General features: G+C 61.2%; 21 protein-coding genes. 12 read left to right on the forward strand and 9 right to left on the reverse strand.

Annotation, left to right across the window (positions count from 1 at the left end):
- Nucleotide 1 precedes the first annotated feature (1 nt).
- Nucleotides 2–742, forward strand: a complete 741-nt coding sequence (locus tag LQK83_RS19985) for a metallophosphoesterase family protein (protein ID WP_230839246.1) — start codon at nucleotides 2–4, stop codon at nucleotides 740–742.
- 158 nt (nucleotides 743–900) lie between these two features.
- Here the strand turns inward: LQK83_RS19985 and guaD are convergent, their stop codons facing one another.
- The 6 genes from guaD to xdhA are packed head-to-tail and all read right to left on the reverse strand — an operon-like array spanning nucleotide 901 to nucleotide 8,569.
- On the reverse strand, nucleotides 901–2,214 hold the full coding sequence (gene guaD, locus LQK83_RS19990; protein ID WP_230839247.1) for a guanine deaminase: 1,314 nt from the start codon (nucleotides 2,212–2,214) through the stop codon (nucleotides 901–903).
- Complete coding sequence (gene puuD / locus LQK83_RS19995; protein ID WP_230839248.1) at nucleotides 2,211–3,455, reverse strand: urate hydroxylase PuuD; 1,245 nt, start codon at nucleotides 3,453–3,455, stop codon at nucleotides 2,211–2,213. Before puuD ends, guaD begins: the two co-directional genes overlap by 4 nt.
- 22 nt (nucleotides 3,456–3,477) lie before the next feature.
- Nucleotides 3,478–4,314, reverse strand: a complete 837-nt coding sequence (gene xdhC, locus LQK83_RS20000; protein ID WP_230839249.1) for a xanthine dehydrogenase accessory protein XdhC — start codon at nucleotides 4,312–4,314, stop codon at nucleotides 3,478–3,480.
- A complete protein-coding gene (locus tag LQK83_RS20005) occupies nucleotides 4,311–4,709 on the reverse strand; it encodes a hypothetical protein (RefSeq protein WP_230839250.1) in 399 nt (132 codons plus the stop codon). Before LQK83_RS20005 ends, xdhC begins: the two co-directional genes overlap by 4 nt.
- Before the next feature lie 57 nt (nucleotides 4,710–4,766).
- On the reverse strand, nucleotides 4,767–7,100 hold the full coding sequence (xdhB, locus tag LQK83_RS20010; protein ID WP_230839251.1) for a xanthine dehydrogenase molybdopterin binding subunit: 2,334 nt from the start codon (nucleotides 7,098–7,100) through the stop codon (nucleotides 4,767–4,769).
- The gene (gene xdhA / locus LQK83_RS20015) at nucleotides 7,097–8,569 is read right to left on the reverse strand and encodes a xanthine dehydrogenase small subunit (protein ID WP_230839252.1); all 1,473 of its coding nucleotides are present in this window, start codon (nucleotides 8,567–8,569) and stop codon (nucleotides 7,097–7,099) included. Before xdhA ends, xdhB begins: the two co-directional genes overlap by 4 nt.
- Nucleotides 8,570–8,803: 234 nt before the next feature.
- Between xdhA and glpK the strand changes: the two genes are divergently transcribed.
- From glpK to der, 9 genes are all read left to right on the forward strand, one after another.
- Nucleotides 8,804–10,291, forward strand: coding sequence for a glycerol kinase GlpK (glpK, locus tag LQK83_RS20020; RefSeq protein ID WP_230839253.1), 1,488 nt, complete (start codon nucleotides 8,804–8,806; stop codon nucleotides 10,289–10,291).
- Nucleotides 10,292–10,361: 70 nt separating this feature from the next.
- Nucleotides 10,362–10,613, forward strand: a complete 252-nt coding sequence (locus LQK83_RS20025) for a type II toxin-antitoxin system Phd/YefM family antitoxin (protein WP_230839254.1) — start codon at nucleotides 10,362–10,364, stop codon at nucleotides 10,611–10,613.
- Nucleotides 10,613–11,038 carry a type II toxin-antitoxin system VapC family toxin gene (locus LQK83_RS20030; RefSeq protein ID WP_230839255.1) on the forward strand — a complete coding sequence of 142 codons (426 nt, stop codon included), beginning with the start codon at nucleotides 10,613–10,615 and terminating at the stop codon, nucleotides 11,036–11,038. The genes LQK83_RS20025 and LQK83_RS20030 overlap by 1 nt, the downstream gene beginning before the upstream one ends.
- 93 nt (nucleotides 11,039–11,131) lie before the next feature.
- The gene (locus tag LQK83_RS20035) at nucleotides 11,132–12,169 is read left to right on the forward strand and encodes an LLM class flavin-dependent oxidoreductase (protein ID WP_230839256.1); all 1,038 of its coding nucleotides are present in this window, start codon (nucleotides 11,132–11,134) and stop codon (nucleotides 12,167–12,169) included.
- A gap of 45 nt (nucleotides 12,170–12,214) precedes the next feature.
- A complete protein-coding gene (gene map / locus LQK83_RS20040; RefSeq protein ID WP_230839257.1) occupies nucleotides 12,215–12,967 on the forward strand; it encodes a type I methionyl aminopeptidase in 753 nt (250 codons plus the stop codon).
- A 144-nt stretch (nucleotides 12,968–13,111) separates the two neighbouring features.
- Complete coding sequence (gene sbmA / locus LQK83_RS20045; protein ID WP_230839258.1) at nucleotides 13,112–14,365, forward strand: peptide antibiotic transporter SbmA; 1,254 nt, start codon at nucleotides 13,112–13,114, stop codon at nucleotides 14,363–14,365.
- A 123-nt stretch (nucleotides 14,366–14,488) separates the two neighbouring features.
- Nucleotides 14,489–15,082 (forward strand): NnrU family protein, encoded by a 594-nt coding sequence (locus LQK83_RS20050; protein WP_230839259.1) that lies wholly within the window; start codon nucleotides 14,489–14,491, stop codon nucleotides 15,080–15,082.
- A 75-nt stretch (nucleotides 15,083–15,157) separates the two neighbouring features.
- On the forward strand, nucleotides 15,158–15,823 hold the full coding sequence (locus LQK83_RS20055) for a tetratricopeptide repeat protein (RefSeq protein ID WP_230839260.1): 666 nt from the start codon (nucleotides 15,158–15,160) through the stop codon (nucleotides 15,821–15,823).
- Nucleotides 15,824–15,846: 23 nt separating this feature from the next.
- Nucleotides 15,847–17,274 carry a ribosome biogenesis GTPase Der gene (gene der / locus LQK83_RS20060; RefSeq protein WP_230839261.1) on the forward strand — a complete coding sequence of 476 codons (1,428 nt, stop codon included), beginning with the start codon at nucleotides 15,847–15,849 and terminating at the stop codon, nucleotides 17,272–17,274.
- Between the two features lie 244 nt (nucleotides 17,275–17,518).
- Here the strand turns inward: der and LQK83_RS20065 are convergent, their stop codons facing one another.
- Nucleotides 17,519–18,553, reverse strand: a complete 1,035-nt coding sequence (locus tag LQK83_RS20065; protein WP_230839262.1) for a glycosyltransferase family 4 protein — start codon at nucleotides 18,551–18,553, stop codon at nucleotides 17,519–17,521.
- A 158-nt stretch (nucleotides 18,554–18,711) separates the two neighbouring features.
- Between LQK83_RS20065 and bglA the strand changes: the two genes are divergently transcribed.
- Nucleotides 18,712–20,367, forward strand: a complete 1,656-nt coding sequence (gene bglA / locus LQK83_RS20070; RefSeq protein ID WP_230839263.1) for a beta-galactosidase BglA — start codon at nucleotides 18,712–18,714, stop codon at nucleotides 20,365–20,367.
- On the opposite strand, the gene LQK83_RS20075 is transcribed toward bglA, so the two are convergent.
- Nucleotides 20,349–20,741: a response regulator gene (locus LQK83_RS20075; protein WP_230839264.1), complete on the reverse strand. Its 393-nt coding sequence runs from the start codon at nucleotides 20,739–20,741 to the stop codon at nucleotides 20,349–20,351. The two genes, bglA and LQK83_RS20075, sit on opposite strands and share 19 nt — an antisense overlap.
- Nucleotides 20,742–20,851: 110 nt before the next feature.
- Nucleotides 20,852–21,496, reverse strand: coding sequence for a histidine phosphotransferase ChpT (chpT, locus tag LQK83_RS20080; protein WP_230839265.1), 645 nt, complete (start codon nucleotides 21,494–21,496; stop codon nucleotides 20,852–20,854).
- 235 nt (nucleotides 21,497–21,731) lie between these two features.
- Between chpT and LQK83_RS20085 the strand changes: the two genes are divergently transcribed.
- Nucleotides 21,732–22,319, forward strand: a complete 588-nt coding sequence (locus LQK83_RS20085; protein ID WP_230839308.1) for a DUF1134 domain-containing protein — start codon at nucleotides 21,732–21,734, stop codon at nucleotides 22,317–22,319.
- Nucleotides 22,320–22,389 lie beyond the last annotated feature (70 nt).

The following is a 22,389-nucleotide window of genomic DNA, read 5'->3' on the forward strand; positions in this document are numbered from 1 at the left end:
CATGCGCCTTGCCGTGATTGCCGACATTCACGGGAACGATCTTGCACTTCAGGCCGTGCTGGATGACATCGCGGGCCAGGGGATCGATGACATCGTCAACCTCGGCGATTGCTTCAGCGGGCCGCTGGAGCCGGGCAAGGTTGCTGCACGGTTGACGGCGATGGATATCCCCACGGTGCGCGGCAATCATGATCGCTATCTGATCGAGCAGTCGTCCGAGGCGATGTGGCCATCCGACAGGATTGCGCATGGCGAGATGCTGCCCGGGCATTTCGACTGGATCAGGGGGCTGCCGGTTACCCATGTGCATCGCGGCGAATTCTACATGTGCCATGCGACGCCGCAGGACGATAATCGATACTGGCTGGAAGAGGTGCTGGAGGACGGATCGGTTCGACGCAAGTCTCTCGCGGAAATCGAGGCGCTGGCTGAGGGGATCGAACAGCCTGTTGTCCTCTTTGCGCATAGCCACCTGCCGGCGATGCTGCGGCTTTCGGATGGGCGGCTGATGGTCAATCCGGGCAGTGTCGGTTGCCCTGGCTATGACGATGTCGCGCCCTATCCGCACAAGATCGAGGCGGGGCATCCACTGGCAAGCTATGCCATCGTGGAAAAGGGCGCCGCGGGCTACGGCGTCACCTTCCGTAATGTCTCTTACGATCACATGGCCATGGCGGCGCTTGCGGCAAGCTATGGTCGACCGCAGTGGGCGTCGGCGCTGGCGAGGGGCTGGCTGGAATAATCCGATATCTCTGAATAGCAAAAGCCGCGTGGCAGTACATCCGTGCTCACGCGGCCCTCTATCATTCGGCGTCAAAACACCGGATTGAGACCAGTGTGCGCTCAGATGCTTAACAAATGGTTAATCGTTTTCGGGGTTTCAAGGCCCCGAATTGACGATTATCCAGCCAGTGCCGATTTCGCTGGCTTTCCAGCGACATAGGTCTCGGCAATGGCGCGGTCGTCGCCCATTGTCTGGAGCAGGAAGAGCTCTTCGGCCAGTGTCGAGACCACTTCGGCCTTCAGCGCCATGGCGGGCGTCGCGCGCATGTCCATGACGACAAGGTCGGCGTCCATGCCGGGAGCGATCCCGCCGATATGGTTCTGCAACGACAGGGCTTCGGCGTTGCCGCGTGTCATCCACCAGAAGCTTTCCAGCGGGTTCAGGCGCTCGGCCTGCAATTGCTGGATCTTGTAGGCCTCGTCCATCGTGCGCAGCATGGAATAGGACGAGCCGCCGCCGATATCGGTGGCGACCGCGGTGCGCACGGGCTTGGCCCGGTTGGTCATCTTGCGCAGCGGAAAGAGGCCGGAGCCGAGGAAGAGGTTCGAGGTCGGGCAATGCACGGCGATGCCGCCAGCCTCGCTCAAGGCGTCCATCTCGCGTTCCGACAGGTGGATCGCGTGGCCGAACAGCGTGTTGGGGCCGAGCAGGCCGTAATGCGCGTAAACGTCGGTGTAATCCTTCGCCTGCGGATAGAGTTCGCAGGTGAAGCGGATCTCGTCGAGGTTTTCCGACAGATGCGTCTGCACATGCAGGTTGGGGAATTCCTTCACCAGCGCGCCGGCAGCTACCATCTGTTCGGGCGTCGAGGTGATGGCGAAGCGGGGCGTGATGGCGACATGGTTGCGGCCCTTGCCGTGCCAGTCGGCGATCACCTGCTTCGTGTCTTCATAGCCGGCTTGCGCAGTGTCGCGCAGCGCTTCGGGCGCATCGCGGTCCATCATGACCTTGCCGGCGACCATGCGCATGTTGCGCTTCAGGCTTTCGGCGAAGAAGGCGTCGGCGGAGGTCTTATGCACCGAGCAATAGGCAACCGCCGTCGTCGTGCCGTGACGGACCATTTCGTCGAAGAAATGGACAGCGATGCGGGCGGCGTGATCGGCGGAGGCGAAGCGCTGCTCCTCGATGAACGTATAGGTGTTCAGCCATTCCAGCAGGTTCGCGGCATAGGAGCCAATGACCTGCATCTGCGGGAAATGCAGGTGCGTGTCGATCAGGCCGGGCAGGATGAGATTTGGGCGGTGGTCGCGCGTCTCGGTATCTGCCGGGGCCTTGGCCTTCACGTCCGCAAAGCCGCCGACGGCCGAGACGAGGCCGTCTTCGATGAGGATGCCGCCGTCTTCTTCGTAGAGATAGGCGGCGGTATCGGTAAGGGTTTCAGGCTTGCGGTCGAAGGAGAGGACGCGTCCGCGAAGAAGAAATGCAGTCATTGAGTAGAAGCCTTGGCAGTGGCGCTTTCGTACCAGGCGGTCAGAACCTTGCGCTCATCCAGCGTGATATCGGTGACATTTCCGGGTGGCATGGCATGCGAGCGGCCTGCCTGGAGATAGATTTCGCGGGCATGGGCGGCAATGGCCGCGTCGCTGTCAAAGGCGACGCCCTTGGGTGGGCGGGCAATGCCTTCATAGACAGGCTCTGCCGTGTGGCACATCATGCAGCGCGTGCCGATGACGTCCTTGGCCGCATTGAAATGCGGGTCGCCGGCGAAGCGCTGGAAGGCGGGGGCGATCGAGGACGTGTCGTTCTCGCCGCCGCCGAGAATTTTCGGCACGGTGGAAAGCCACATGATGATGATGAAAATGATAGCGGTGACGGCCCAGGTCCAGGTCGGCTTGCCCTTGCGGGCGTGGGTCGTGTTGAACCAGTGGCGGATCGTGACGCCCATGAGGAAGACGAGGGCTGCGATGATCCAGTTGTATTTCGTGCCGAAGGCCAACGGATAGTGGTTGGACAGCATAAAGAAGATGACGGGCAGCGTCAGGTAGTTGTTGTGCAACGAGCGCTGCTTTGCGATCGCGCCGTATTTCGGGTCGGGTGTGCGGCCCGCAATGAGATCGGCGACGACGATCTTCTGGTTCGGGATGATGATGAAGAAGACGTTGGCCGACATGATCGTGGCGGTGAAGGCGCCGAGATGCAGGAAGGCGGCGCGGCCGGTGAAGACCTGCGTGTAGCCCCAGGCCATGGCGACCAGCGCGACATAGAGCAGCGCCATCAGGCCCCAGGTGTTCTTGCCGATGGGCGATTTGCACAGCGTGTCATAGATGATCCAGCCGACCGAGAGCGAGGCGAGCGAAATGAGGATCGCCTGCCATTGCGGCACGTCGAGCACGTGGCGGTCGATGAGGAAGAGGTCGGCGCCGCCATAATAGACCACTGCCAGCATGGCAAAGCCTGAGAGCCAGGTGGCGTAGCTTTCCCATTTGAACCACGTCAGATGCTCCGGCATGCTTGCCGGGGCGACCAGGTACTTGCGGATATGATAGAAGCCGCCGCCATGGACCTGCCATTCCTCGCCATAGGCTCCGGGCGGCAGGTCGGGCGCTTTGCGCAAGCCCAGATCGAGGGCGATGAAATAGAAGGATGAGCCGATCCAGGCGATGGCCGTCACGACGTGAAGCCATCTCACCGCAAAGGCGAGCCATTCCCAGGCAATGGCGTATTCGTACATTCAGATCCTCTTGTTCCCCAACTTATATTTTGGGCGATATATGACGCCCAATAGCGTCATGTTGCAATGCATGATGGGTGAGCGCCGTCATGATTTCCGCAGCCGTGAGGGCTGCGATGACGGCGGGTCGCTTGTCTTTGAGTGGGCCGCCGACGGGCAGCGTCAGGCCGGCGAGATCGGCCTGAGGCGCTTCGCGTTTCAGCCAGTTTGCGAAGGTGGCGCGCTTGGTGGCCGAGCCGATCATGCCGACATAGGCGAGGTCGCTGCGTTTCAAGGCTTCCGCCGCGATCAGGAAGTCGAGCGCGTGGTCGTGCGTCAGGATCAGCACGGCGCTGCCGGCTGGGATCGTTGGGACCACACTTTCGGGCATGGCGGCGAGCTTCGCCGTGACATTGTCCGGTAGGCCGGCAAGTTCGTGTTCGCGCGATTCCACCATCGTGACGTTGAGGGGCAGAAGCGATAGCGCCGCCGCAATGGCATGGCCGACATGGCCCGCGCCGAAGACGTAGACCGAAGGCTGTTGCTGGGCTTCGCGGGCTAGCCGGGCGGCGAGTTCCGCCTTCAGCTCCGCATCGACGAGGCGAAAGCCGATCTCGACCCGACCGCCGCAGCACTGGCCGATTTCCGGGCCGAGCGGGACGGAAATAGCCGTGTCAGCCGCCTTGCCGGCAAGCATGCGGCGGGCATGGTCTATCGCCATATATTCCAACTGGCCGCCGCCGATCGTGCCGGCGATGGCGTCCATCGAGACCAGCATGAAGGCACCTTGCTCGCGCGGGGCCGAGCCCCTGACCGAGGCAACCTCGACAAGGACCTTTGCCCCCTCTTTATCCAGAAAGCGGGCGGGATCGTGGGTCATAGATGGGCGATGCGCCTTTCGACCTCTGCAAGTCGGGCATCCATACCATCAGCAATGCGGGACGCATAAGAGGCATCGCGGAGGGCTGTCAGCACCTCGTTGTACTGGCTTACAACTTCGATCTGCATCTTCTTTATAACGCGGCCATGCTCATCAAGGACACGTTCGGTCTCCTCCAGCCGGAACGAAATTGCATCAAGTCTGCCGCTCGTCTCCGCATGGTTGCGCACTGCGAGTTCCTGAAGTGCGTTCATGCGCCGGTTCAGTTTGGTGATCTCAGTTCCCACTGAGTCGAATTTCTCAATAGCCGCTTCCACCATGCCCAAGGTGCGTTTTTGCCCCTCGAACATGGCGTTCATGATCGCCAGCAATCTTGCTTCTTCGCCTTCTGTCATCGGCTTTTCCTTCAAACGAATTATCGCATTTCGTTCATCAAAGGACAAGTTTTGGCTTTATGCCGTCTTCAGCCGTTCAATCGCCATCAGTACGCGCTCCGGCGTCGTCGGCGTGTCGATGCGCGGGCATTGCCGATAGTCCGCCACGCTTGCGACGGCCATCGAAATGGCCTCGACCACCGAGATCGGCAGGACGAGCGGCGGTTCGCCAACGGCCTTGGATCGGCCAATGGTGGGCAGCTTGTTGACCGACCATTCGGCCAGCTCGACATTGAAGATCTCCGGCTTGTCGGATGCGAGCGGGATCTTGTAGGTCGAGGGTGCATGCGTGCGCAGCCGCCCCTTGCCATCCCACCACAGCTCTTCCGTCGTCAACCAGCCCATGCCCTGAATGAAGCCGCCCTCGACCTGGCCCTTGTCGATGGCCGGGTTCAGCGAATGGCCGACATCGTGCAGCACATCGGCGCGGTTGACGATATATTCGCCCGTGAGCGTATCGACAGAGACTTCGGAGACGGACGCACCATAGGAGAAGTAATAGAACGGGCGGCCCTGGCCGGTTGCGCGGTTCCAGTGGATTTCCGGCGTCTTGTAGAAACCGGCAGCGGAGAGCTGGATGCGCGCGAAATAGGCCTGTGAAATGAATTCGGGGAAGGGGATGATGTCGGTACCGACGCGGACGCGGTTCGGCAGGAATTCGACATCGGCTTCCGAGACCTTCCATTTCTCAGCGGCGAAGCCGACAAGGCGTTCCTTGATCTGGCGGGCCGCGTCATAGGCCGCCATGCCGTTGAGGTCGGTGCCGGAGGAGGCGGCGGTGGCGGATGTGTTCGGTACCTTGCCCGTCGTCGTCGCGGTGATCTTCACGCGGTCGAGATCGACCTGGAAGCAATCGGCAATGACCTGCGCGACCTTTGTGTAAAGGCCTTGGCCCATTTCCGTGCCGCCATGGTTCAGGTGGATCGAGCCATCCTGATAGACATGGACGAGCGCGCCGGCCTGGTTGAAGGCGGTCATGGTGAAGGAGATGCCGAACTTCACCGGGGTCAGCGCAATGCCCTTGCGGATGACGCGGCTCTGTTTGTTGAAGGCGATGATCTCTTCGCGGCGCTTGCGGTAGTCGGTCTTCTCGGACAGCTCGGCGACGAGGCGCGGCATGATATTGTCTTCCACCGTCTGGTGGTAGGGCGTCAGCACGTGGTCGGAACCCGGCTCGCCATAGAAATTGGCGATGCGGACATCGAGCGGATCCTTGCCCAGCGCATAGGCGATTTCTTCCATGAAACGTTCGGCACCCACGCAGCCCTGTGGGCCGCCGAAGCCACGAAAGGCGGTGTTGGAGACCGTGTTGGTCTTCAGCGGCAGCGACTTCACCTCCACATGCGGATAGAAGTACGCGTTGTCGACATGGAAGAGCGCGCGGTCCGTGACCGGCCCGGACAGGTCGGCGGAGAAGCCGCAGCGGGCGGCGAATTCGGCCTTCACGCCATGGATGCGGCCCTCTTCGTCGAAACCGATATCATAGTCGATAACGAAGTCGTGGCGCTTGCCGGTCGCGGCCATGTCTTCGTCGCGGTCGAGGCGGATCTTGATGGCGCGCTTCAGCTTGCGGGCAGCGATGGCCGCGATGGCTGCGAACTGGTTGCCCTGCGTTTCCTTGCCGCCGAAGCCGCCGCCCATGCGGCGCACGAAGACGGTGACGGCATTGGAGGGCACTTCCAGCACATTTGCGACCATGTGCTGGATTTCGGACGGATGCTGGGTCGAGGCCCAGATGGTCATTTCGTCGTCCTCGCCGGGAATGGCGATGGAGATATGGCCTTCGAGATAGAAATGCTCCTGGCCGCCCACTTCCATCTGCCCCTGAAGGCGCTTTGGGGCCTTGGCGAGGGCCGTATCGGCATCGCCGCGCTTCAGCGTCAGCGGTTCGGTGACGAGCTTGCCGCCGGCGGCCTTCGCGTCGGCGACCGAGAGGATGGCGGGCAGGTCTTCATAGTCTATGCGGGCGCGGCGGGCGGCCTGACGGGCAGCGGCGCGGGTTTCCGCAATGACGACAAAGGTCGGCTGGCCGTGGAACTCGACCAGCTTTTCGGCCAGAACCGGCTCGTCATGCTTATGCGCGGAACTGATATCATTGACCGGGAAATCCTTCGCCGTCAGCACGGCGACGACGCCGGGATAGGTCTCGACACCGGAAAGGTCCATGCTGGTGATGATCGCGTGCGCCCGGTCGGTCATGCCGAGGGCTGCATGCAGCATGCCGGCGGGCTCCGGCATGTCGTCGATATAGTCGGCGGAACCGGCCACATGCTTATGGGCGGAATCGTGCCGACGATCGGTATGCAGCGGGCCGTTGATCACGGTCGGGAAGGTCGTGTCCATCTTGTTCATTCGCCTGCCTCCAGCATGGCATAGCGTTCGAGCGAGGCCTTCTCGCCCGATGTCTCCAGCAGGAGGCGGGTGAGCAGGTTCTGCGCGGCGAGCATGCGATAGTCGGCGCTGGCGCGCCAGTCGGAGAGCGGCTGATAGTCCTTGGCGAGCTCGGCACGAGCGGCGTTCACGGTCGCCTCGTTCCATGGCTTGCCGGTGAGGAACGCTTCCGTGTTGGTCGCGCGCTTCGGGGTGCCGGCCATGCCGCCAAAGGCGATGCGGATGGAGGCGACATTGCCGCTCGCATCCAGCTTCAGCTTGAAGGCGCCGCAAAGGGCAGAGATGTCCTCATCACGGCGCTTGGAGATCTTGTAGATCGCGTAGAATTCGTCTTCGGCCAGCGTGGGTATTTCCAGCGCCTCGACAAACTCGCCGGACTCGCGCGCTTGCTTGCCATATTCGATGAAATAGTCCTCAAGCGGCAGACTGCGTGCGCCGTTGCGCGAGCGCAGAGTGACCGTCGCGTCGAGCGCGATCAGCGCTGGGGGCGTGTCGCCAATGGGCGAGCCGTTGGCGACATTGCCGCCGATCGTGCCCATGTTGCGTACCTGCTGGCCGCCAATGCGGATCAGGAGCTTGCCGAGCGCCGGGAAGGACTTCGCCAGCACGTTCTGCGCCTGGGTGTAGGTCACGACCGCGCCGAGGCGGACCTTGTCGTCCGTCTCTTCGATCGTCTGCAGCTCGGTCAGGTGATTGATGAAGATGACCGGCGAGAGCTGGCGCATCTGTTTCGTCACCCAGAGGCCGACATCGGTCGCGCCTGCCACGATAACGGCATTCGGCTCCGTGGCATAGGCATCGGCGAGATCGGAAGTATTGAATGGGATGATCGAACGCTGCTGTCCGTGGAAGATGCGGATCGTGCGCTTCGGCTTCAGGTCATTCAGCGTCGTGATGATGCGCTCGCGGGTCAGCGTCAGACGGTCGGGCGTGGCGCTGGCCATATCGGCAGCCGTGGCCTCGACGGCGCGGAAGATCGATTCGTAGCCGGTGCAACGACAGAGATTGCCCTGCAGCGCGATTTCGATTTCGGCCCTTGAGGGCGCAGGGTTTTCCATCAGAAGCGCGTAAAGCGACATGACGATGCCCGGCGTGCAGAAGCCGCATTGCGAACCATGCAGATCGGCCAGTGCCTGCTGGATCGGGGTCAGCACTCCATTGGGGCCGGCCAGATGCTCGATGGTCACGACATGCGTTGCCGACAGCGACGGCACAAAACGGATGCAGGCATTGACGCTTCTATAGATGAGATTGCCATCGATGACCTTGCCGACCAGGACCGTGCATGCGCCGCAGTCGCCTTCGCCGCAGCCTTCCTTCGTGCCTGTCAGGCGTTTCGTTTCCCGAAGCCAATCGAGTAGTGTGGTTGTCGGGGATATGCTGTCGATGACAACGGTTTCGTCGTTCAGAACGAAGCGAATCTGTTGCATTTGGCGTTCACCACTCCGGTTTAATACCTTCTTGGCGGGGCCTTGGCGGTTCGTGCTAGGTGCTTCCGCAGCGCGTTTTGCAGCGCAATAGAAAGGAAGGCTAATCCAACTCCGGCTTGCGTGGCAATTGCTTTTTGCATGTTCACAAAGGCGCTTGCGTTTTCCTTGCTTTTTATCTTCGTTTCGTTTTCATTCAGGGCCGAAACAGAAAATCATTCGGAGGAGGAGGCTTTCATGGCAGGGTATATTCTGGCGATCGATCAGGGCACAACCTCGAGCCGCGCCATCGTCTTTGACAAGAAGATGCGGATTGTCGGATCCGGCCAGAAAGAATTTCCGCAGATCTATCCGGCGTCCGGCTGGGTTGAACACGATCCGGAGGCGATCTGGGAGAGCGTTTTGTGGTCGATCCGCAAGGCTCTTAAGGAGGCTGATCTCGAGGCGAAAGCCATTTCTGCCATCGGCATCACCAACCAGCGCGAAACGGTTGTCGTGTGGGAACGCGAGAGCGGCAAACCGATCCACAATGCGATTGTCTGGCAGGACCGGCGCACGGCCTCCTATTGTGCCAAGCTGAAGCGCGAGGGGCTGGAGAAGGTCTTCACCCGCAAGACGGGTCTGCTGCTCGACCCCTATTTCTCCGGGACCAAACTTTCCTGGCTGCTCTCCAACGTGAAGGGCGCACGGGCGCGGGCGGCCAAGGGTGAGCTCTGCTTCGGCACGATCGACACGTTTTTGATCTGGCGGCTGACGGGCGGCAAGAGTTTCGTGACCGATGCGACGAACGCCTCGCGGACGCTGATCTACAATATTGCAGATAATGACTGGGACAAGGAACTGCTGGAGACGCTGCGCATCCCCGCCGCCATGCTGCCGGAGGTGAAGGATTGTGCGGCCGATTTCGGCGTTACCGACAAGGGCATCTTCGGTGCGCAAGTACCGATCCTCGGCGTTGCCGGCGACCAGCAGGCGGCGACGATCGGGCAGGCCTGCTTCGAGCCCGGCATGATGAAATCCACCTACGGTACGGGCTGCTTTGCGCTGCTGAATACGGGTGCCGACATGGTGCGTTCGAAGAACCGGCTGCTGACGACGATCGCCTACCGGCTGGACGGCGAGACCACTTACGCGCTCGAAGGCTCGATCTTCATCGCGGGCGCTGCCGTTCAATGGCTGCGCGACGGGCTGGGCGTAATCAAGAAGGCGTCCGAAACCGGAGAACTGGCCGCCAAGGCCGATCCGGCGCAGGACGTCTATCTCGTGCCGGCCTTTGTCGGCCTCGGTGCGCCGCACTGGGATCCGGATGCGCGCGCGGCCATCTATGGCATGACGCGCAATACGGGACCGGCCGAATTTGCCCGAGCCGCGCTGGAGGCAGTCTGCTACCAGACGCGAGATCTGCTGGAGGCCATGCACAAGGACTGGAAGCGCGCCGAGGGCGACACGGTCCTGCGCGTCGATGGCGGCATGGTGGCCTCCGATTGGACCATGCAGCGCCTCGCCGACATTCTCGATGCGCCCGTCGATCGCCCGACGATCCTTGAGACGACCGCCATGGGTGCTGCCTGGCTCGCCGGCTCCCGCGCCGGCGTCTGGCCGGATCGCAAGGGCTTCGCCGAGGCCTGGGCGAAGGACCGGAGGTTCGAGCCGGAGATGGACGAGAAGACGCGGGCCGTGAAGGTGCGCGGCTGGAAGGACGCGGTGCGGCGGACGCTGGGGTGAGGGAGAAGTGTTCGGTTTGCTTTGACGCTCACCGCAGGATGTAGTAACGTTGCTACATATGGAGGCGGCCATGAGCGTCATGACAAGTCGCGAATTCAACCAGAAGACCAGCGAAGCGAAGAAGCTGACGCGTAAGGGGCCGGTTTTTATCACCGATCGGGGCGAGATCGGCTATGTTCTGATGTCATACGAAGATTTCAGGCGGCGGGGTGCAGATGAGCCCAGCATTATCGACCTCCTGACTATGCCCGACGCCATGGATATCGATTTCGAACCGCCGAAGCAGGACGATGTCGGTTTCAAGCCCGCCGAGTTCGACTGATGTATCTGCTGGATACGAATGTCCTGTCTGAATTTCGGCGTCTAACTCTTCGAAGAGGCAGCAAGTCAGTTCAGGCTTGGGCGGAAAGTGTTTCTTCGAAGTCACTCTATCTCTCTTCGATTACTATTTTTGAAATCGAAGTTGGAATTCAGAGTCTAGAAGCTAAAGATCCAACTGGGGCTGAAAACATCCGGCAATGGCTGCAAAACCATGTTCTGAGGGAATTCGGGCCAAGGATATTGCCGTTCGATGTTGAAGAGGCTCTGGTTTGTGCGCGTCTCAGCGCTGATCGGACAAGACCGTTCCGGGATATGCAGATCGCGGCGACGGCTATGCATGCCGGGTTCTCGCTGGTGACCCGCAACATCAAGGATTTTGAGGGGCTGCCCGTTCCGCTTCTCAATCCGTTCGACATTTCCATTTGATCTCCCCCTGAACACTGCGTCACCACCTTTCCGCTTGGCCCGTGCCCGTTTCTCGCTTATCTCGCTTTGAGATCAATGGAAGGATGATGAGCGATGGAACTGGGGCTTTATACGTTTGCGGATGTGGATCCGAATGCGCCTGATAAGGGCGCTGCGGCAGCGAAGCGGGCGGAGGAGCTGATTGCGGAGATCGAGCTGGCCGATCAGGTCGGGCTTGATGTCTTCGGCCTCGGCGAGCATCATCGACCGGATTACATGGCGTCCAGCCCAGCCACGTTGCTGGCGGCGGCTGCGGTCAAGACGAAGAGTATCCGGCTCACCAGTGCGGTTTCGGTGCTTAGCTCCGACGATCCGGTGCGCGTGTTCCAGCAGTATGCGACCGTCGATCTTCTCTCCAAGGGCCGCGCCGAGATCATGGCGGGGCGAGGCTCGTTCATCGAGAGCTTCCCGCTCTTCGGCTATGATCTCGACGGCTACGACAAGCTTTTCGAGGAAAAGCTCGATCTTCTGATGAAGCTGCGCGACAATGAAAAAGTCTCGTGGTCGGGAGAGACGCGTGCGCCGCTGCCGGGCCTGGCCGTTTATCCTCGGCCGTTGCAGAACCCGTTGCCGCTTTGGATCGCCGTGGGCGGGACGCCGAACTCGGTGGCGCGTGCGGCCTATCATGGGCTGCCGCTGGCGCTCGCCATCATTGGCGGTGAGCCGCATCGCTTTGCGCCGCTGTTCCAGCTTTATCGCGAGACGGCGAAGCGCGTGGGCCGTGATCCGGCGACGCTTGCGACTTCCATCAACGTCCACGGTTTTGTTGCCGAGACGACCGAGCTTGCTACCGAGCAGTTTTACGAGCCGCAGGCGGCGGTAATGAACCGCATTGGCCGCGAGCGTGGCTTCTCGCAGATGACGCGGGCGCATTTCAACCAGGCGATCGGGCCGAACGGTGCGATCTTCCTTGGCAGTCCCGAGGTGCTGGCTGAGAAGATCATCGCGCATCACCGCATCTTCAAGAACAGCCGCTTCCTGTTGCAGATGGCGATCGGTCTCGTCCCGCACGAGCAGCTGATGCGCGCCATCGAGCTTTACGGCACGAAAGTCGCGCCGCTGGTCAGAAAAGCATTGACGGAAAGCGCCTGATCGGTTCAACCGGCTTCTTCAAAATCTACGAGAGGCCGGGCCGCGATGATTATCTCGTCCGAAGACGAACTGGAAAAGCTGAAAGACATCGGGCGCATCTGCGGGCGCGCCGTGAAGATCATGGCGGAGGCCATGGAGCCCGGCATGACGACGCGCGAGCTTGATGCGATTGGCCGCAAGTTCATTGAGGGCGAGGGCGCGCAGTCGGCACCGGAAGTCTGCTACCAGTTTCCGGGCGCCACCTGCATTTCCGTCAACGAGGAAGTGGCGCATGGAATTCCGGGCGAACGGGTGATCGCGGTTGGCGATCTCGTCAATATCGATGTGTCCGCGGTCAAGGACGGCTTTTTCGGCGACACCGGTTCCTCCTTCACGGTCGGCAAGGCGGATGCGAAGACACAGCGTCTGGTGCGCGATGGCAAGCGGGCGCTTTGGGTTGGGCTTAGCCAGGTCAAGACCGGCGGACGGCTTGCGGCGATTGGTGATGCCATCGGCACATTCGCGCGCAAGAACCGCTATACGCTGATCCAGAACCTCGCAAGCCACGGCGTCGGCCGCTCGCTGCATGAAGAGCCGACCGAGATTTCCACATGGCCGGATCCCGACGAAACCCGGATCATGGAAGAGGGGCAGGTCTTCACCATCGAGCCCTTCCTGTCGCTCGGCGCCAACTTCGCCGAAGATGGCGACAAGGATAACTGGACGCTGTTTTCGTCGCCCAAGGCGCTGACCGTGCAGTTCGAGCACACGCTGGTGGTGACGAAAAACGGGCCGCTGATCCTGACGCTTGCAGATTGAACCGTTTTGAAATGACGGGTATTTCATCCCATCGTTACAAATTGCTCATGTAACCGTCCAAGCATTGCCGCTGCCACTTGGATGCCATAGTCTCCGACAAAAGCATAAACCGCACTTTCGGTTCAGACAGAAAGAATTCCCGCCGTGTTTGTCTCCTTCTTCCCGAAACCAAAACTGCTCTTCATCTCTGCGGCCGTCTGGTCGCTGCTGGCGATCTTTGCCTGGTACGGCGGAGTGCAGGAACTCGGCGCCTATGTCGGTCTGCCTCCGCTGAAGGCGGGCGAACAGGCGCCTATCGGGGTTTCTGTCTTCTGGTCCGCGCCGTTCATCTGGTTCTACATCTATTATGCCATCGTGAATGCCATCTTCGGCCTCTTCTGGCAGATTTACAGCCCGCATCGCTGGCAGCGCTGGTCGATTTGGGGCAGCTCGCTGATCATCTTCACGACCTATTTCGGCGTCCAGGTCAGTGTGGCGATCAATGCCTGGTACGGGCCCTTCTATGACATGATCCAGAGCGCGCTGTCGAAGCCCGGCTCGGTGACGGCGGCGCAGCTTTATCTGGGTATGCTCGGCTTTGCCGGCATTGCATTCGTGGCCATCACCATCGGCGTGCTCAGCCGCTTCTTCGTCAGCCACTGGATCTTCCGCTGGCGTACCGCGATGAACGAATATTACATGGAGCACTGGCCGACGCTTCGCAAAATCGAAGGCGCATCGCAGCGCGTTCAGGAAGACACGATGCGGTTTTCGACGACGGTCGAGGGTTTGGGCGTATCGCTTGTCAGCTCGGTCATGACGCTGATCGCCTTCCTGCCGGTTCTCTTCCAGCTCGGCAAGGACATTACCGAGCTGCCGCTGGTCGGCAATGTACCGCATGCGCTTGTCTGGGCGGCCCTGTTCTGGTCGATCTTTGGGACGTTCTTCCTGGCGCTCGTCGGTGTGAAGCTGCCCGGGCTCGAGTTCCGCAACCAGCGCGTCGAGGCCTCCTACCGCAAGGAACTGGTCTACGGTGAAGACGATCCGAGCCGTGCCGATCCGATGACGATCCGCGAACTCTATGACGACGTTCGCCGCAACTATTTCCGGCTGTATTTCCACTACATGTATTTCAACGTCGCCCGCATCTTCTATCTGCAGGCCGACAATCTGTTCAGCCTGATCGTGCTGGTTCCCTCGATCATCGCCGGCAAGCTGACGCTGGGTCTGATGACGCAGATCACCAACGTGTTCGACCAGGTACGCGGCTCGTTCCAGTATCTGGTGAGTTCGTGGACGACGATCGTTGAACTGCTCTCGATCTACAAGCGTCTTCGCGCTTTCGAAGCGGCCATCAACGACGAACCGCTGCCCTCGATCGATCAGGAATATATCGAAGCCGGCGGCGTCGAGTCGTGAGCCAACACTCTTCAAAGCGTTCGCCGACACCAGCTTGACGCTGGCGTTTGCGGCGCTTTGACTGTATCTGTCGGGGAAAATGCCGGTGTCGTCCTTGCCGGTGGCAGAGAATGGGAGGCATCCATGGCGTTGCTCGTCTTTTCGATCGTTCTGTTTCTGGTGCTCCATTCGCTGCGCGTCTTCGCGCCTGCCTGGCGCGAGCGGACGATCGCGCGCATGGGTGTCAAGGCATGGCGAGGGGCCTACTCGCTGCTCTCCATCGCGAGCCTCGTGCTTCTGATCTACGCCTTCGGCGCATCACGCGCGCAAACGCCGATCCTCTACACGCCGCCGATGTTCATGACGCATATCACGCTGACGCTGATGCTGATCGCGATGATCCTGCTGATGGCCTCGATCCTGCCGGCGGGCAAGATTGCCGTCTGGGTCAAGCATCCGATGGTGACCTCCGTGAAGGTCTGGGCCTTTGCGCATCTTCTGTCCAATGGCGAGCTGAACTCGGTTCTGCTCTTCGGGGGATTCCTGATCTGGGCCGTGCTGGTGCGCATCTCCGCCAAGCGTCGGGCGCGGGCGGGCGAGAAGGTCGTGCGTGATTTCGTTTCGACGCAATATGATGCGGCCGCTATTCTTGGCGGTGTGGCGCTTTATGCCGTCATCCTGCTTTATCTGCACCAGATGCTGATCGGGGTTTCGCCGCTTGCGGCCGCAGGCCTGTGAGGCGGCGGCAATTTTTTCTTACAAGGGCGCGAAAATCCTGTAGAAGGCGCCAGAAATTCAAAGCCGGGCATTAGAATGACAAACCAGAACGACAGCTTTATCCGTGAGGTCAACGAGGAACTGCGGTCCGACCAGATGCGCGCCGTCTGGACCCAATATGGCCTGATCGTCGTCGCCATTGCTGTCGCCATCGTCATCGGCACGGCCGGTTACCGCGGTTATGTCTACTGGTCCGGCAAGCAGGCGTCGGCCTCGGGCGACAAGTTCCTCACCGCCATGAAGCTTGCTTCCGACAACAAGACGGACGAGGCTCTGGCCGCCTTCGCGCAACTGGAAAAGGATGGCTATGGCTCCTATCCGGTGCTGGCGCGCATGCGCGCCGCCTCGCTGAAGGCCGCGACCGATCCCAAGGCAGCCGTTGTCGAACTCGATGCGGTTGCCAATGACAAGACGGTTCCCGATGCCGTGCGCGATGTCGCCCGTCTTCGCGCCGGCTGGCTGCTGATCGATACCGCGCCCTATGCGGATGTCTCGAAGGAAGTCGAAGTGCTGACGGATGCGCAGAACCCGATGCGCCATTCGGCGCGCGAGGCGCTCGGTCTTTCGGCCTACAAGAACGGCGATTTCAAGCAAGCGAAGGATTGGTTCCAGCTGATCGCGAACGATCAACAGACACCGGTCAATGTCGCCAACCGCGCCCGGATCATGCTTGATCTTCTGACCGCCAATACGAAGGGCTGAGCGGGTCGCCGCGGGAACAATTCATGAGCTTCAAGGTCGCCATCGTCGGACGTCCCAATGTGGGCAAGAGCACGCTTTTCAACCGGCTGGTTGGCAAGAAGCTGGCGCTTGTCGACGACACGCCGGGCGTGACCCGCGACCGCCGTCCGGGCGACGCGCGGCTGGATGACCTGCGCTTCACGATCATCGACACCGCCGGTCTGGAAGAGAGCGGGCCCGAGACGCTGCAGGGCCGGATGCGCCAGCAGACGGAAGCGGCCATCGACGAGGCGGACATGACGCTCTTCGTGGTTGATGCGAAACTTGGCCTCACGCCGCATGACAAGGTGTTTGCCGAAATCCTGCGCCGTCGCGGCAAGCCGGTGGTTCTGGTCGCCAACAAGGCGGAAGCGCGGGGCTCCGATGGCGGCTTCTACGATGCCTTCACGCTGGGGCTGGGCGAACCTGTTGCCATTTCGGCCGAACATGGCCAAGGCCTGCACGATCTGCGCGACGCCATTGTCGAGGCGATCGGCGAGGAGGTTGCCTTCCCGCCGGAAATCGATGAACCCGAGACTGATATCGATCTCGAGCCGACCGATCTCCTTGAGGGCGAAGAGGACGAGGAAGAGCCGGTCTATGACGACACGAAGCCGCTGCGCGTGGCCATTGTCGGTCGCCCGAATGCCGGCAAGTCGACGCTGATCAACCGCTATCTCGGCGAGGACCGCCTGCTGACCGGGCCGGAAGCGGGCATCACGCGTGATTCCATCTCCGTCGATTGGGAATGGCGCGGCCGTACCGTGCGCCTCTTCGACACGGCCGGCATGCGCCGCAAGGCGAAGGTGCAGGAAAAGCTGGAAAAGCTTTCCGTTGCCGACACGTTGCGCGCCATCAAATTTGCCGAGACGGTGGTGATCGTCTTCGATGCGACGATCCCGTTCGAGAAGCAGGACCTGCATATCGTCGACTTCGTGCTGCGCGAGGGCCGCGCCGCGGTGCTCGCCTTCAACAAATGGGACATGATCGAGGATCGGCAGGCGCTGCTCGCCGAACTGCGCGAGAAGACCGAACGGCTGCTGCCGCAGGCCCGCGGCATTCGCGCCGTCACCGTTTCCGGTCAGACTGGCGACGGGCTCGACCGCCTTATGCAATCGGTCGTTGACACCGACAAGGTCTGGAACCGCCGTATCTCGACGGCGCGGCTCAATCGCTGGCTCGATGCCCAGACGGTGGCGCATCCGCCGCCGGCGGTGTCCGGACGCCGGTTGAAGCTGAAATACATGACGCAGGTGAAGGCCCGTCCGCCGGGGTTCATGATATCCTGCACCCGGCCAGAAGCCGTGCCGGAAAGCTACACGCGCTATCTGATCAACAACCTGCGCAAGGATTTCGACATGCCGGGTGTGCCGATCCGTGTGTATTACCGCGCGTCGACCAATCCGTTCGAGGGGCGCAAGAAGAAGCGCTGAGGTTCTTCCTTCCCCTGAGGCGCCGCCCGCAGGGCAGCCTCGACGGGCCGGGATTGTGACAGAACGCTTGCAGGCTCGTCGGTGGACGCTTCAAGGCCTCCGTTTCAATACTGCACCTCACGGCGAGCTGTATTGACCCTGCGCTTAGAGTATCCAGCGAAAGTGGAAACCGGTTTCGGGTCCGGAATTTCGTAAAAACAACGAGATAGAGCGTTCCTCGGGGAATGAACCCGTTCACCCCGATTTACGCCGCCATGCAAAAGGGAGCGCTGTTCGCCAGCTCCACGTTTGCCCAGAACTGTTCGGTCGCCGCGCGCCAGCTATAGCTTTCGGCGAGCGCCCGTGCTGCGGCCGGCGAGCATTGCAGCGCCCTGAGGCAGGCGGCCCTCAGATCGTCGTCGAGCGCGCCGGCATCCTCGTGGTTCTTCAGGATGTCGCCGGGGCCCGTCACCGGGTGGGCGGCCACCGGGATGCCGGAGGCCATGGCTTCAAGAATGGTGTTTCCGAACGTGTCGGTCTTGGACGGGAAGACGAAGACGTCTGCTTGCCCATAGGCCTCGGCCAGCGCCTCGCCGGTGCGGAAGCCGGTGAAGTGGACGTGCGGGTAACGCGCCTGCAATTCCTCGCGCGCCGGGCCGTCGCCGACGACGACCTTGGAGCCGGGCAGGTCGAGATCGAGGAAGGCGGGCAGGTTCTTCTCCACGGCCACCCGGCCGACCGTCATGAAGATCGGTCGCGGCAGGCCGAAGGGCGTCTCAAGCTTTGCCATCGGGCGGAAGAGGCGGGCGTCGATACCGCGGGACCAGCGGCGCAGATTCTGGAAACCCTTGGCGGACAGCTCCTGTTCAAGGCTCTCCGTCGCGACCATGCAGACATTGCCGGCATTGTGAAAACGGCGGACATAGCCGTAAAGCAGGCTTTCCGGGATCGGCCAGCGGGCCGAGACATATTCGGGAAAACGGGTGTGATAGCTGGTGGAAAACGGCTTGCCGTTGCGCATGCACCAACCGCGCGCCGAAAGGCCGAGCGGGCCTTCCGTGGCGATATGGACGAAGCTGCGTTGTTCCTGCGCCAGCATCTGGCCGACCTGTCCGGGTGTTGCGAGGGCCAGGCGGATCTCGGGATAGGTCGGGCAGGGGATGCTGGAAAACATCTGCGGCGTGATCAGGGTGACCTCTATACCCATGCGCCTCAGTTCCTCGACCGTGTTCTCGATGGAGCGGACCACGCCATTGATCTGCGGTCTCCAGGCATCCGTCACAATCGCGATCTTTTTCATGTTGCCACGCCCGTTTCTTGAGTCTGCCTTATTATGTCTTGCCTATGTGATGCGCGTGTTACGGGTTCATGAAACTACTCTGTCGAAGCGGCAGCGGTTGACAATCGCGCCGGCTTGCCAGCATGAATTCGCATGATCTCAGAGCTTGGGGAAACCGCATGGCAGCCGTTTTGAAATCCCGTGCGGTATCCGCAGACTGGTGGCGAGGCGCGTCGATCTATCAGGTCTATCCGCGCTCGTTTCAGGATACGACGGCGAGCGGCACGGGAGACCTCAAAGGCGTCACGCAGCGGCTCGGCCATATCGCCTTTCTCGGGGTGGACGCGATCTGGCTGTCGCCCTTCTTCAAATCGCCCATGGCCGACATGGGTTATGACGTGTCGGACTACTGCGATGTCGATCCGCAATTCGGCTCGCTCGACGATTTCGACCAGATGATGACGCACGCCCATAGGCTTGGCCTCAAGGTCATCATCGATCAGGTCATCTCGCATACGTCGGACCGTCATCCCTGGTTTGTCGAGAGCCGTTCGAGCCGTACGAACCCGAAGGCCGACTGGTATGTCTGGGCGGATCCGAAGCCGGATGGCACGCCGCCCAACAACTGGATGTCGATCTTCGGCGGTCCTGCCTGGGAATGGGATGGCGTGCGCAAGCAATATTACATGCACAACTTTCTCACCTCGCAGCCGGACCTGAATTTCCATAACCCGCAAGTTCAGGATGCGTTGCTGGAAACAGCCAAGTTCTGGCTCGACCGGGGTGTCGACGGCTTCCGGCTCGACACGGTAAACTATTATTTCCACGACAGGCATCTGCGGGATAATCCGCCGCATTTTCCCGACGACGGGGCGACCTCGGCGGATGCGCCGGACGTTAATCCATACGGAATGCAGGAGCATCTCTATGACAAGACGCGGCCCGAGAATATCGGCTTTCTCACGCGCTTCCGCGCGCTGCTGGACCGTTATCCGGGGCGCATGTCGGTCGGCGAGGTGGGCGATGGTGCGCGTTCGCTGAAGACGGTCGCCGATTATACGAGCGGCGGCGACAAGCTCCACATGTGCTACACGTTCGACCTGCTGGGCCCCGATTTCACCGCGCGGCATATCCGCAATTGCGTTTCGAGTTTCGAGCGCGATGTGAAGGATGGCTGGGTCTGCTGGGCGTTTTCCAACCATGACGTGATGCGCCATGCCAGCCGCTTCGCCGCCACGCAGGAAGAGCGCGCCCATGTCGCCAGGCTCGCGATCACACTGCTGTCGACGCTGCGAGGCTCCATCTGTCTCTATCAGGGCGAAGAGCTTGGCTTGCCCGAGGCGGACCTGGCTTTCGAAGATTTGCAGGACCCTTACGGCATCCGCTTCTGGCCGGCCTTCAAGGGGCGTGACGGATGCCGCACACCGATGCCGTGGGAGGCAGATCAGGCGTTTGCCGGTTTTACCGAGGCCGAAAAACCATGGCTCCCGGTGCCGGAATTGCATCGGGCGCTTGCGGTCGATGTGCAGGAGCGCGACCCGCAATCGGTGCTTTCGCATTATCGCAGGGCGCTCGCCTTCCGCCGCAGCCGCAAGGAGCTGACGCAAGGAACGATCGAGTTTCTGGGCGAGAGTGCCGACGTCCTGGCCTTTGTCCGGCGCAAAGGCGGACGGGCGCTGCTGTTTGTCTATAATCTGACGCGTCAGCCGCAGAAGTTTCCGCTGCCGGGCAACATGATGCCGTTGCCGGTTGCCGCCGCGCCCGGTTTTTCAGGCACGGTCGTGGATCATGCGGTGGAGCTGGAGCCGTTGAGCGCTTATTGCGCCGCGGTCTGACGCGGCGATGCCTCGCCTGCCGGCTGGGCGAGACCGTTGAAGACGGCGCCCAAGGTCTTGCGGTCGAAGGGCTTCATCAGGAAATCGTTGGCGCCCGCGCGGCGGCCGGCCATCATCTTGCGGAGGTCTGCCTCGACGATGCAGTAATAGATACGCGTGTTCTCGTTGCCGGGAACGCTGCGGATGAACTGGATGAGCTCCAGCGCACCATCCATGGCGGCCTCGACGATAACGAATTGCGGCAGCGCACTCATGCAGCGCGCGGTGGCTTCCGCCGCGTTGCGCGCTTCCAGGACCTCGAAATTCATGCCAGTCAGGATGCGCTTGGCGACCTTGCGCACAACGTCGGACTGGTCTGCAATCATGAGGTTCATCGGGCCAAATCTCCGCAAATACCCTGGCACTGAAATAATATGACAGAAGGGTAGCGGAGCAGGACAAACAAACCGTTACCAGGCTTGGTAAACGGCCGGTAAAGGCCCTGTCAGCCTGCAAGCTCGGCTGTGAAAATGATCGCTTCGCCCGTTGCTTCCGCCTTCAGCGACATGCCGCATTCGTCGGCCAGAAGCAGCGTGTAATAGGGCTGGATCGAATGGGCATCGATCGCTTCCTGCGCCTCGCCGGTATGCAGTTCGGTGAATTTTGCCGGAATGCGCATCATGCGGCCCTTGGCGGTCAGCGTGAAACGGCAATCATATTCCGGGTTTTCCAGAACGACATCGACCTGGCCGCCGCGCGGGATCGAGCCGTAGGAGAGCAGGAAGAGGTTCAGGAGCAGCTTGACGCGGTTCTTGGCGACGATGGCGCGAGGGCCGGACCAGGTGACTTCCGTCTTCTTTTCGGCAGCGGCGAAATCCTTGGCGGCCTTCTCGGCCTCGCCCGTGTCGATCGATGCGCCGACCGAACCCGACGCGCCGAAGGCAAGGCGGGCAAATTTCAGGCGCACGGAGGCGTTGAGCGCGCTGGTGCGGATCAGGTCCATGGCGTCAGCATCGGCGCCGCCTTCGTCCAGCAGCTCCAGGCCGTTGTTGATGGCTCCCACGGGGGAGATCACGTCATGGCATACGCGGCTGCAAAGAAGCGCGGCAAGATCCGGACCTGAAAGGGTGAGGTTGGGATTTTTCGCCATTGAAGTCTCCTGATTTCCGCCGGGATTGAAGAATAGGGAGGCAGCCAGGGAAAGGGCGCCCGCCCAGGGCGGAGTGATTCATCTCTTCGCCATAATGACACCACGTTTGGTAAACCGATTGTTAACATGATCGGGCGAAAATGGAACAGAGTATCGGCATGCCGGCTCGCTGCGTGCCGATCCGGCGCGTGGGGAGCGGCCGATCGGCAAAATCATTTCCGGAGGACGGATGATCATGGTTCGACTTTGCAATTTCCAGAGCGCCCTGCGCCTTGCGCTGACCACGCTGCTCCTTGCCGTTGCAGTGGCCTTTCCGCATCGTGAGGCGCGCGCTGATGCAAGCCAATATTCGGCCCAGGAAATTGTCGATACCGGCCACAAGTTCTTCGGCGAAACCTCCGGCGGTCTGGCTAAGGTCATCGAAAACGCCTTCAGCCAATATGGTCTGCCGAATGGTTATATCCTCGGCCAGGAAGGTTCCGGCGCATTCGTGGCAGGTCTGACCTATGGCGAGGGGCAGCTCTATACGAAGAATGCCGGCCAGCATCCGGTGTTCTGGCAGGGCCCGTCGCTCGGCTTCGACTGGGGTGGGCAGGGCAGCCGCGTGATGATGCTCGTCTACAATCTGCCGTCGACGGATGCGATCTATCAGCGCTTCGGCGGCGTCAGCGGTTCGGCTTATGTGGTTGCCGGGGTGTCCATGACCGTGGTGGAGAACCAGAATATCGTGCTCGTGCCGATCCACACCGGTGTTGGCGCACGGTTGGGCGTCAATGTCGGCTATCTGAAGTTCACCACAGCGCCGACCTGGAACCCCTTCTGATCTTCGGCTTGCCAGGGTTCATGAGTAATGCGTAAACTGTGCCGGCGTGGCCGGCGCCTTCCCGGAAAAG

The sequence above is a fragment of the Rhizobium sp. C1 genome, assembly GCF_021026335.1.
Classification (GTDB): Bacteria; Pseudomonadota; Alphaproteobacteria; order Rhizobiales; family Rhizobiaceae; genus Ensifer_A.

Bases quoted from the DNA above. Each gene is read 5' to 3' on its own strand.
- LQK83_RS19985 (WP_230839246.1), top strand. From the start codon at position 2: ATGCGCCTTGCCGTGATTGCCGACATTCACGGGAACGATCTTGCACTT.
- guaD (WP_230839247.1), bottom strand. From the start codon at position 2,214: ATGACTGCATTTCTTCTTCGCGGACGCGTCCTCTCCTTCGACCGCAAG.
- puuD (WP_230839248.1), bottom strand. From the start codon at position 3,455: ATGTACGAATACGCCATTGCCTGGGAATGGCTCGCCTTTGCGGTGAGA.
- xdhC (WP_230839249.1), bottom strand. From the start codon at position 4,314: ATGACCCACGATCCCGCCCGCTTTCTGGATAAAGAGGGGGCAAAGGTC.
- LQK83_RS20005 (WP_230839250.1), bottom strand. From the start codon at position 4,709: ATGACAGAAGGCGAAGAAGCAAGATTGCTGGCGATCATGAACGCCATG.
- xdhB (WP_230839251.1), bottom strand. From the start codon at position 7,100: ATGAACAAGATGGACACGACCTTCCCGACCGTGATCAACGGCCCGCTG.
- xdhA (WP_230839252.1), bottom strand. From the start codon at position 8,569: ATGCAACAGATTCGCTTCGTTCTGAACGACGAAACCGTTGTCATCGAC.
- glpK (WP_230839253.1), top strand. From the start codon at position 8,804: ATGGCAGGGTATATTCTGGCGATCGATCAGGGCACAACCTCGAGCCGC.
- LQK83_RS20025 (WP_230839254.1), top strand. From the start codon at position 10,362: ATGAGCGTCATGACAAGTCGCGAATTCAACCAGAAGACCAGCGAAGCG.
- LQK83_RS20030 (WP_230839255.1), top strand. From the start codon at position 10,613: ATGTATCTGCTGGATACGAATGTCCTGTCTGAATTTCGGCGTCTAACT.
- LQK83_RS20035 (WP_230839256.1), top strand. From the start codon at position 11,132: ATGGAACTGGGGCTTTATACGTTTGCGGATGTGGATCCGAATGCGCCT.
- map (WP_230839257.1), top strand. From the start codon at position 12,215: ATGATTATCTCGTCCGAAGACGAACTGGAAAAGCTGAAAGACATCGGG.
- LQK83_RS20050 (WP_230839259.1), top strand. From the start codon at position 14,489: ATGGCGTTGCTCGTCTTTTCGATCGTTCTGTTTCTGGTGCTCCATTCG.
- LQK83_RS20055 (WP_230839260.1), top strand. From the start codon at position 15,158: ATGACAAACCAGAACGACAGCTTTATCCGTGAGGTCAACGAGGAACTG.
- der (WP_230839261.1), top strand. From the start codon at position 15,847: ATGAGCTTCAAGGTCGCCATCGTCGGACGTCCCAATGTGGGCAAGAGC.
- LQK83_RS20065 (WP_230839262.1), bottom strand. From the start codon at position 18,553: ATGAAAAAGATCGCGATTGTGACGGATGCCTGGAGACCGCAGATCAAT.
- bglA (WP_230839263.1), top strand. From the start codon at position 18,712: ATGGCAGCCGTTTTGAAATCCCGTGCGGTATCCGCAGACTGGTGGCGA.
- LQK83_RS20075 (WP_230839264.1), bottom strand. From the start codon at position 20,741: ATGAACCTCATGATTGCAGACCAGTCCGACGTTGTGCGCAAGGTCGCC.
- chpT (WP_230839265.1), bottom strand. From the start codon at position 21,496: ATGGCGAAAAATCCCAACCTCACCCTTTCAGGTCCGGATCTTGCCGCG.
- LQK83_RS20085 (WP_230839308.1), top strand. From the start codon at position 21,732: ATGGTTCGACTTTGCAATTTCCAGAGCGCCCTGCGCCTTGCGCTGACC.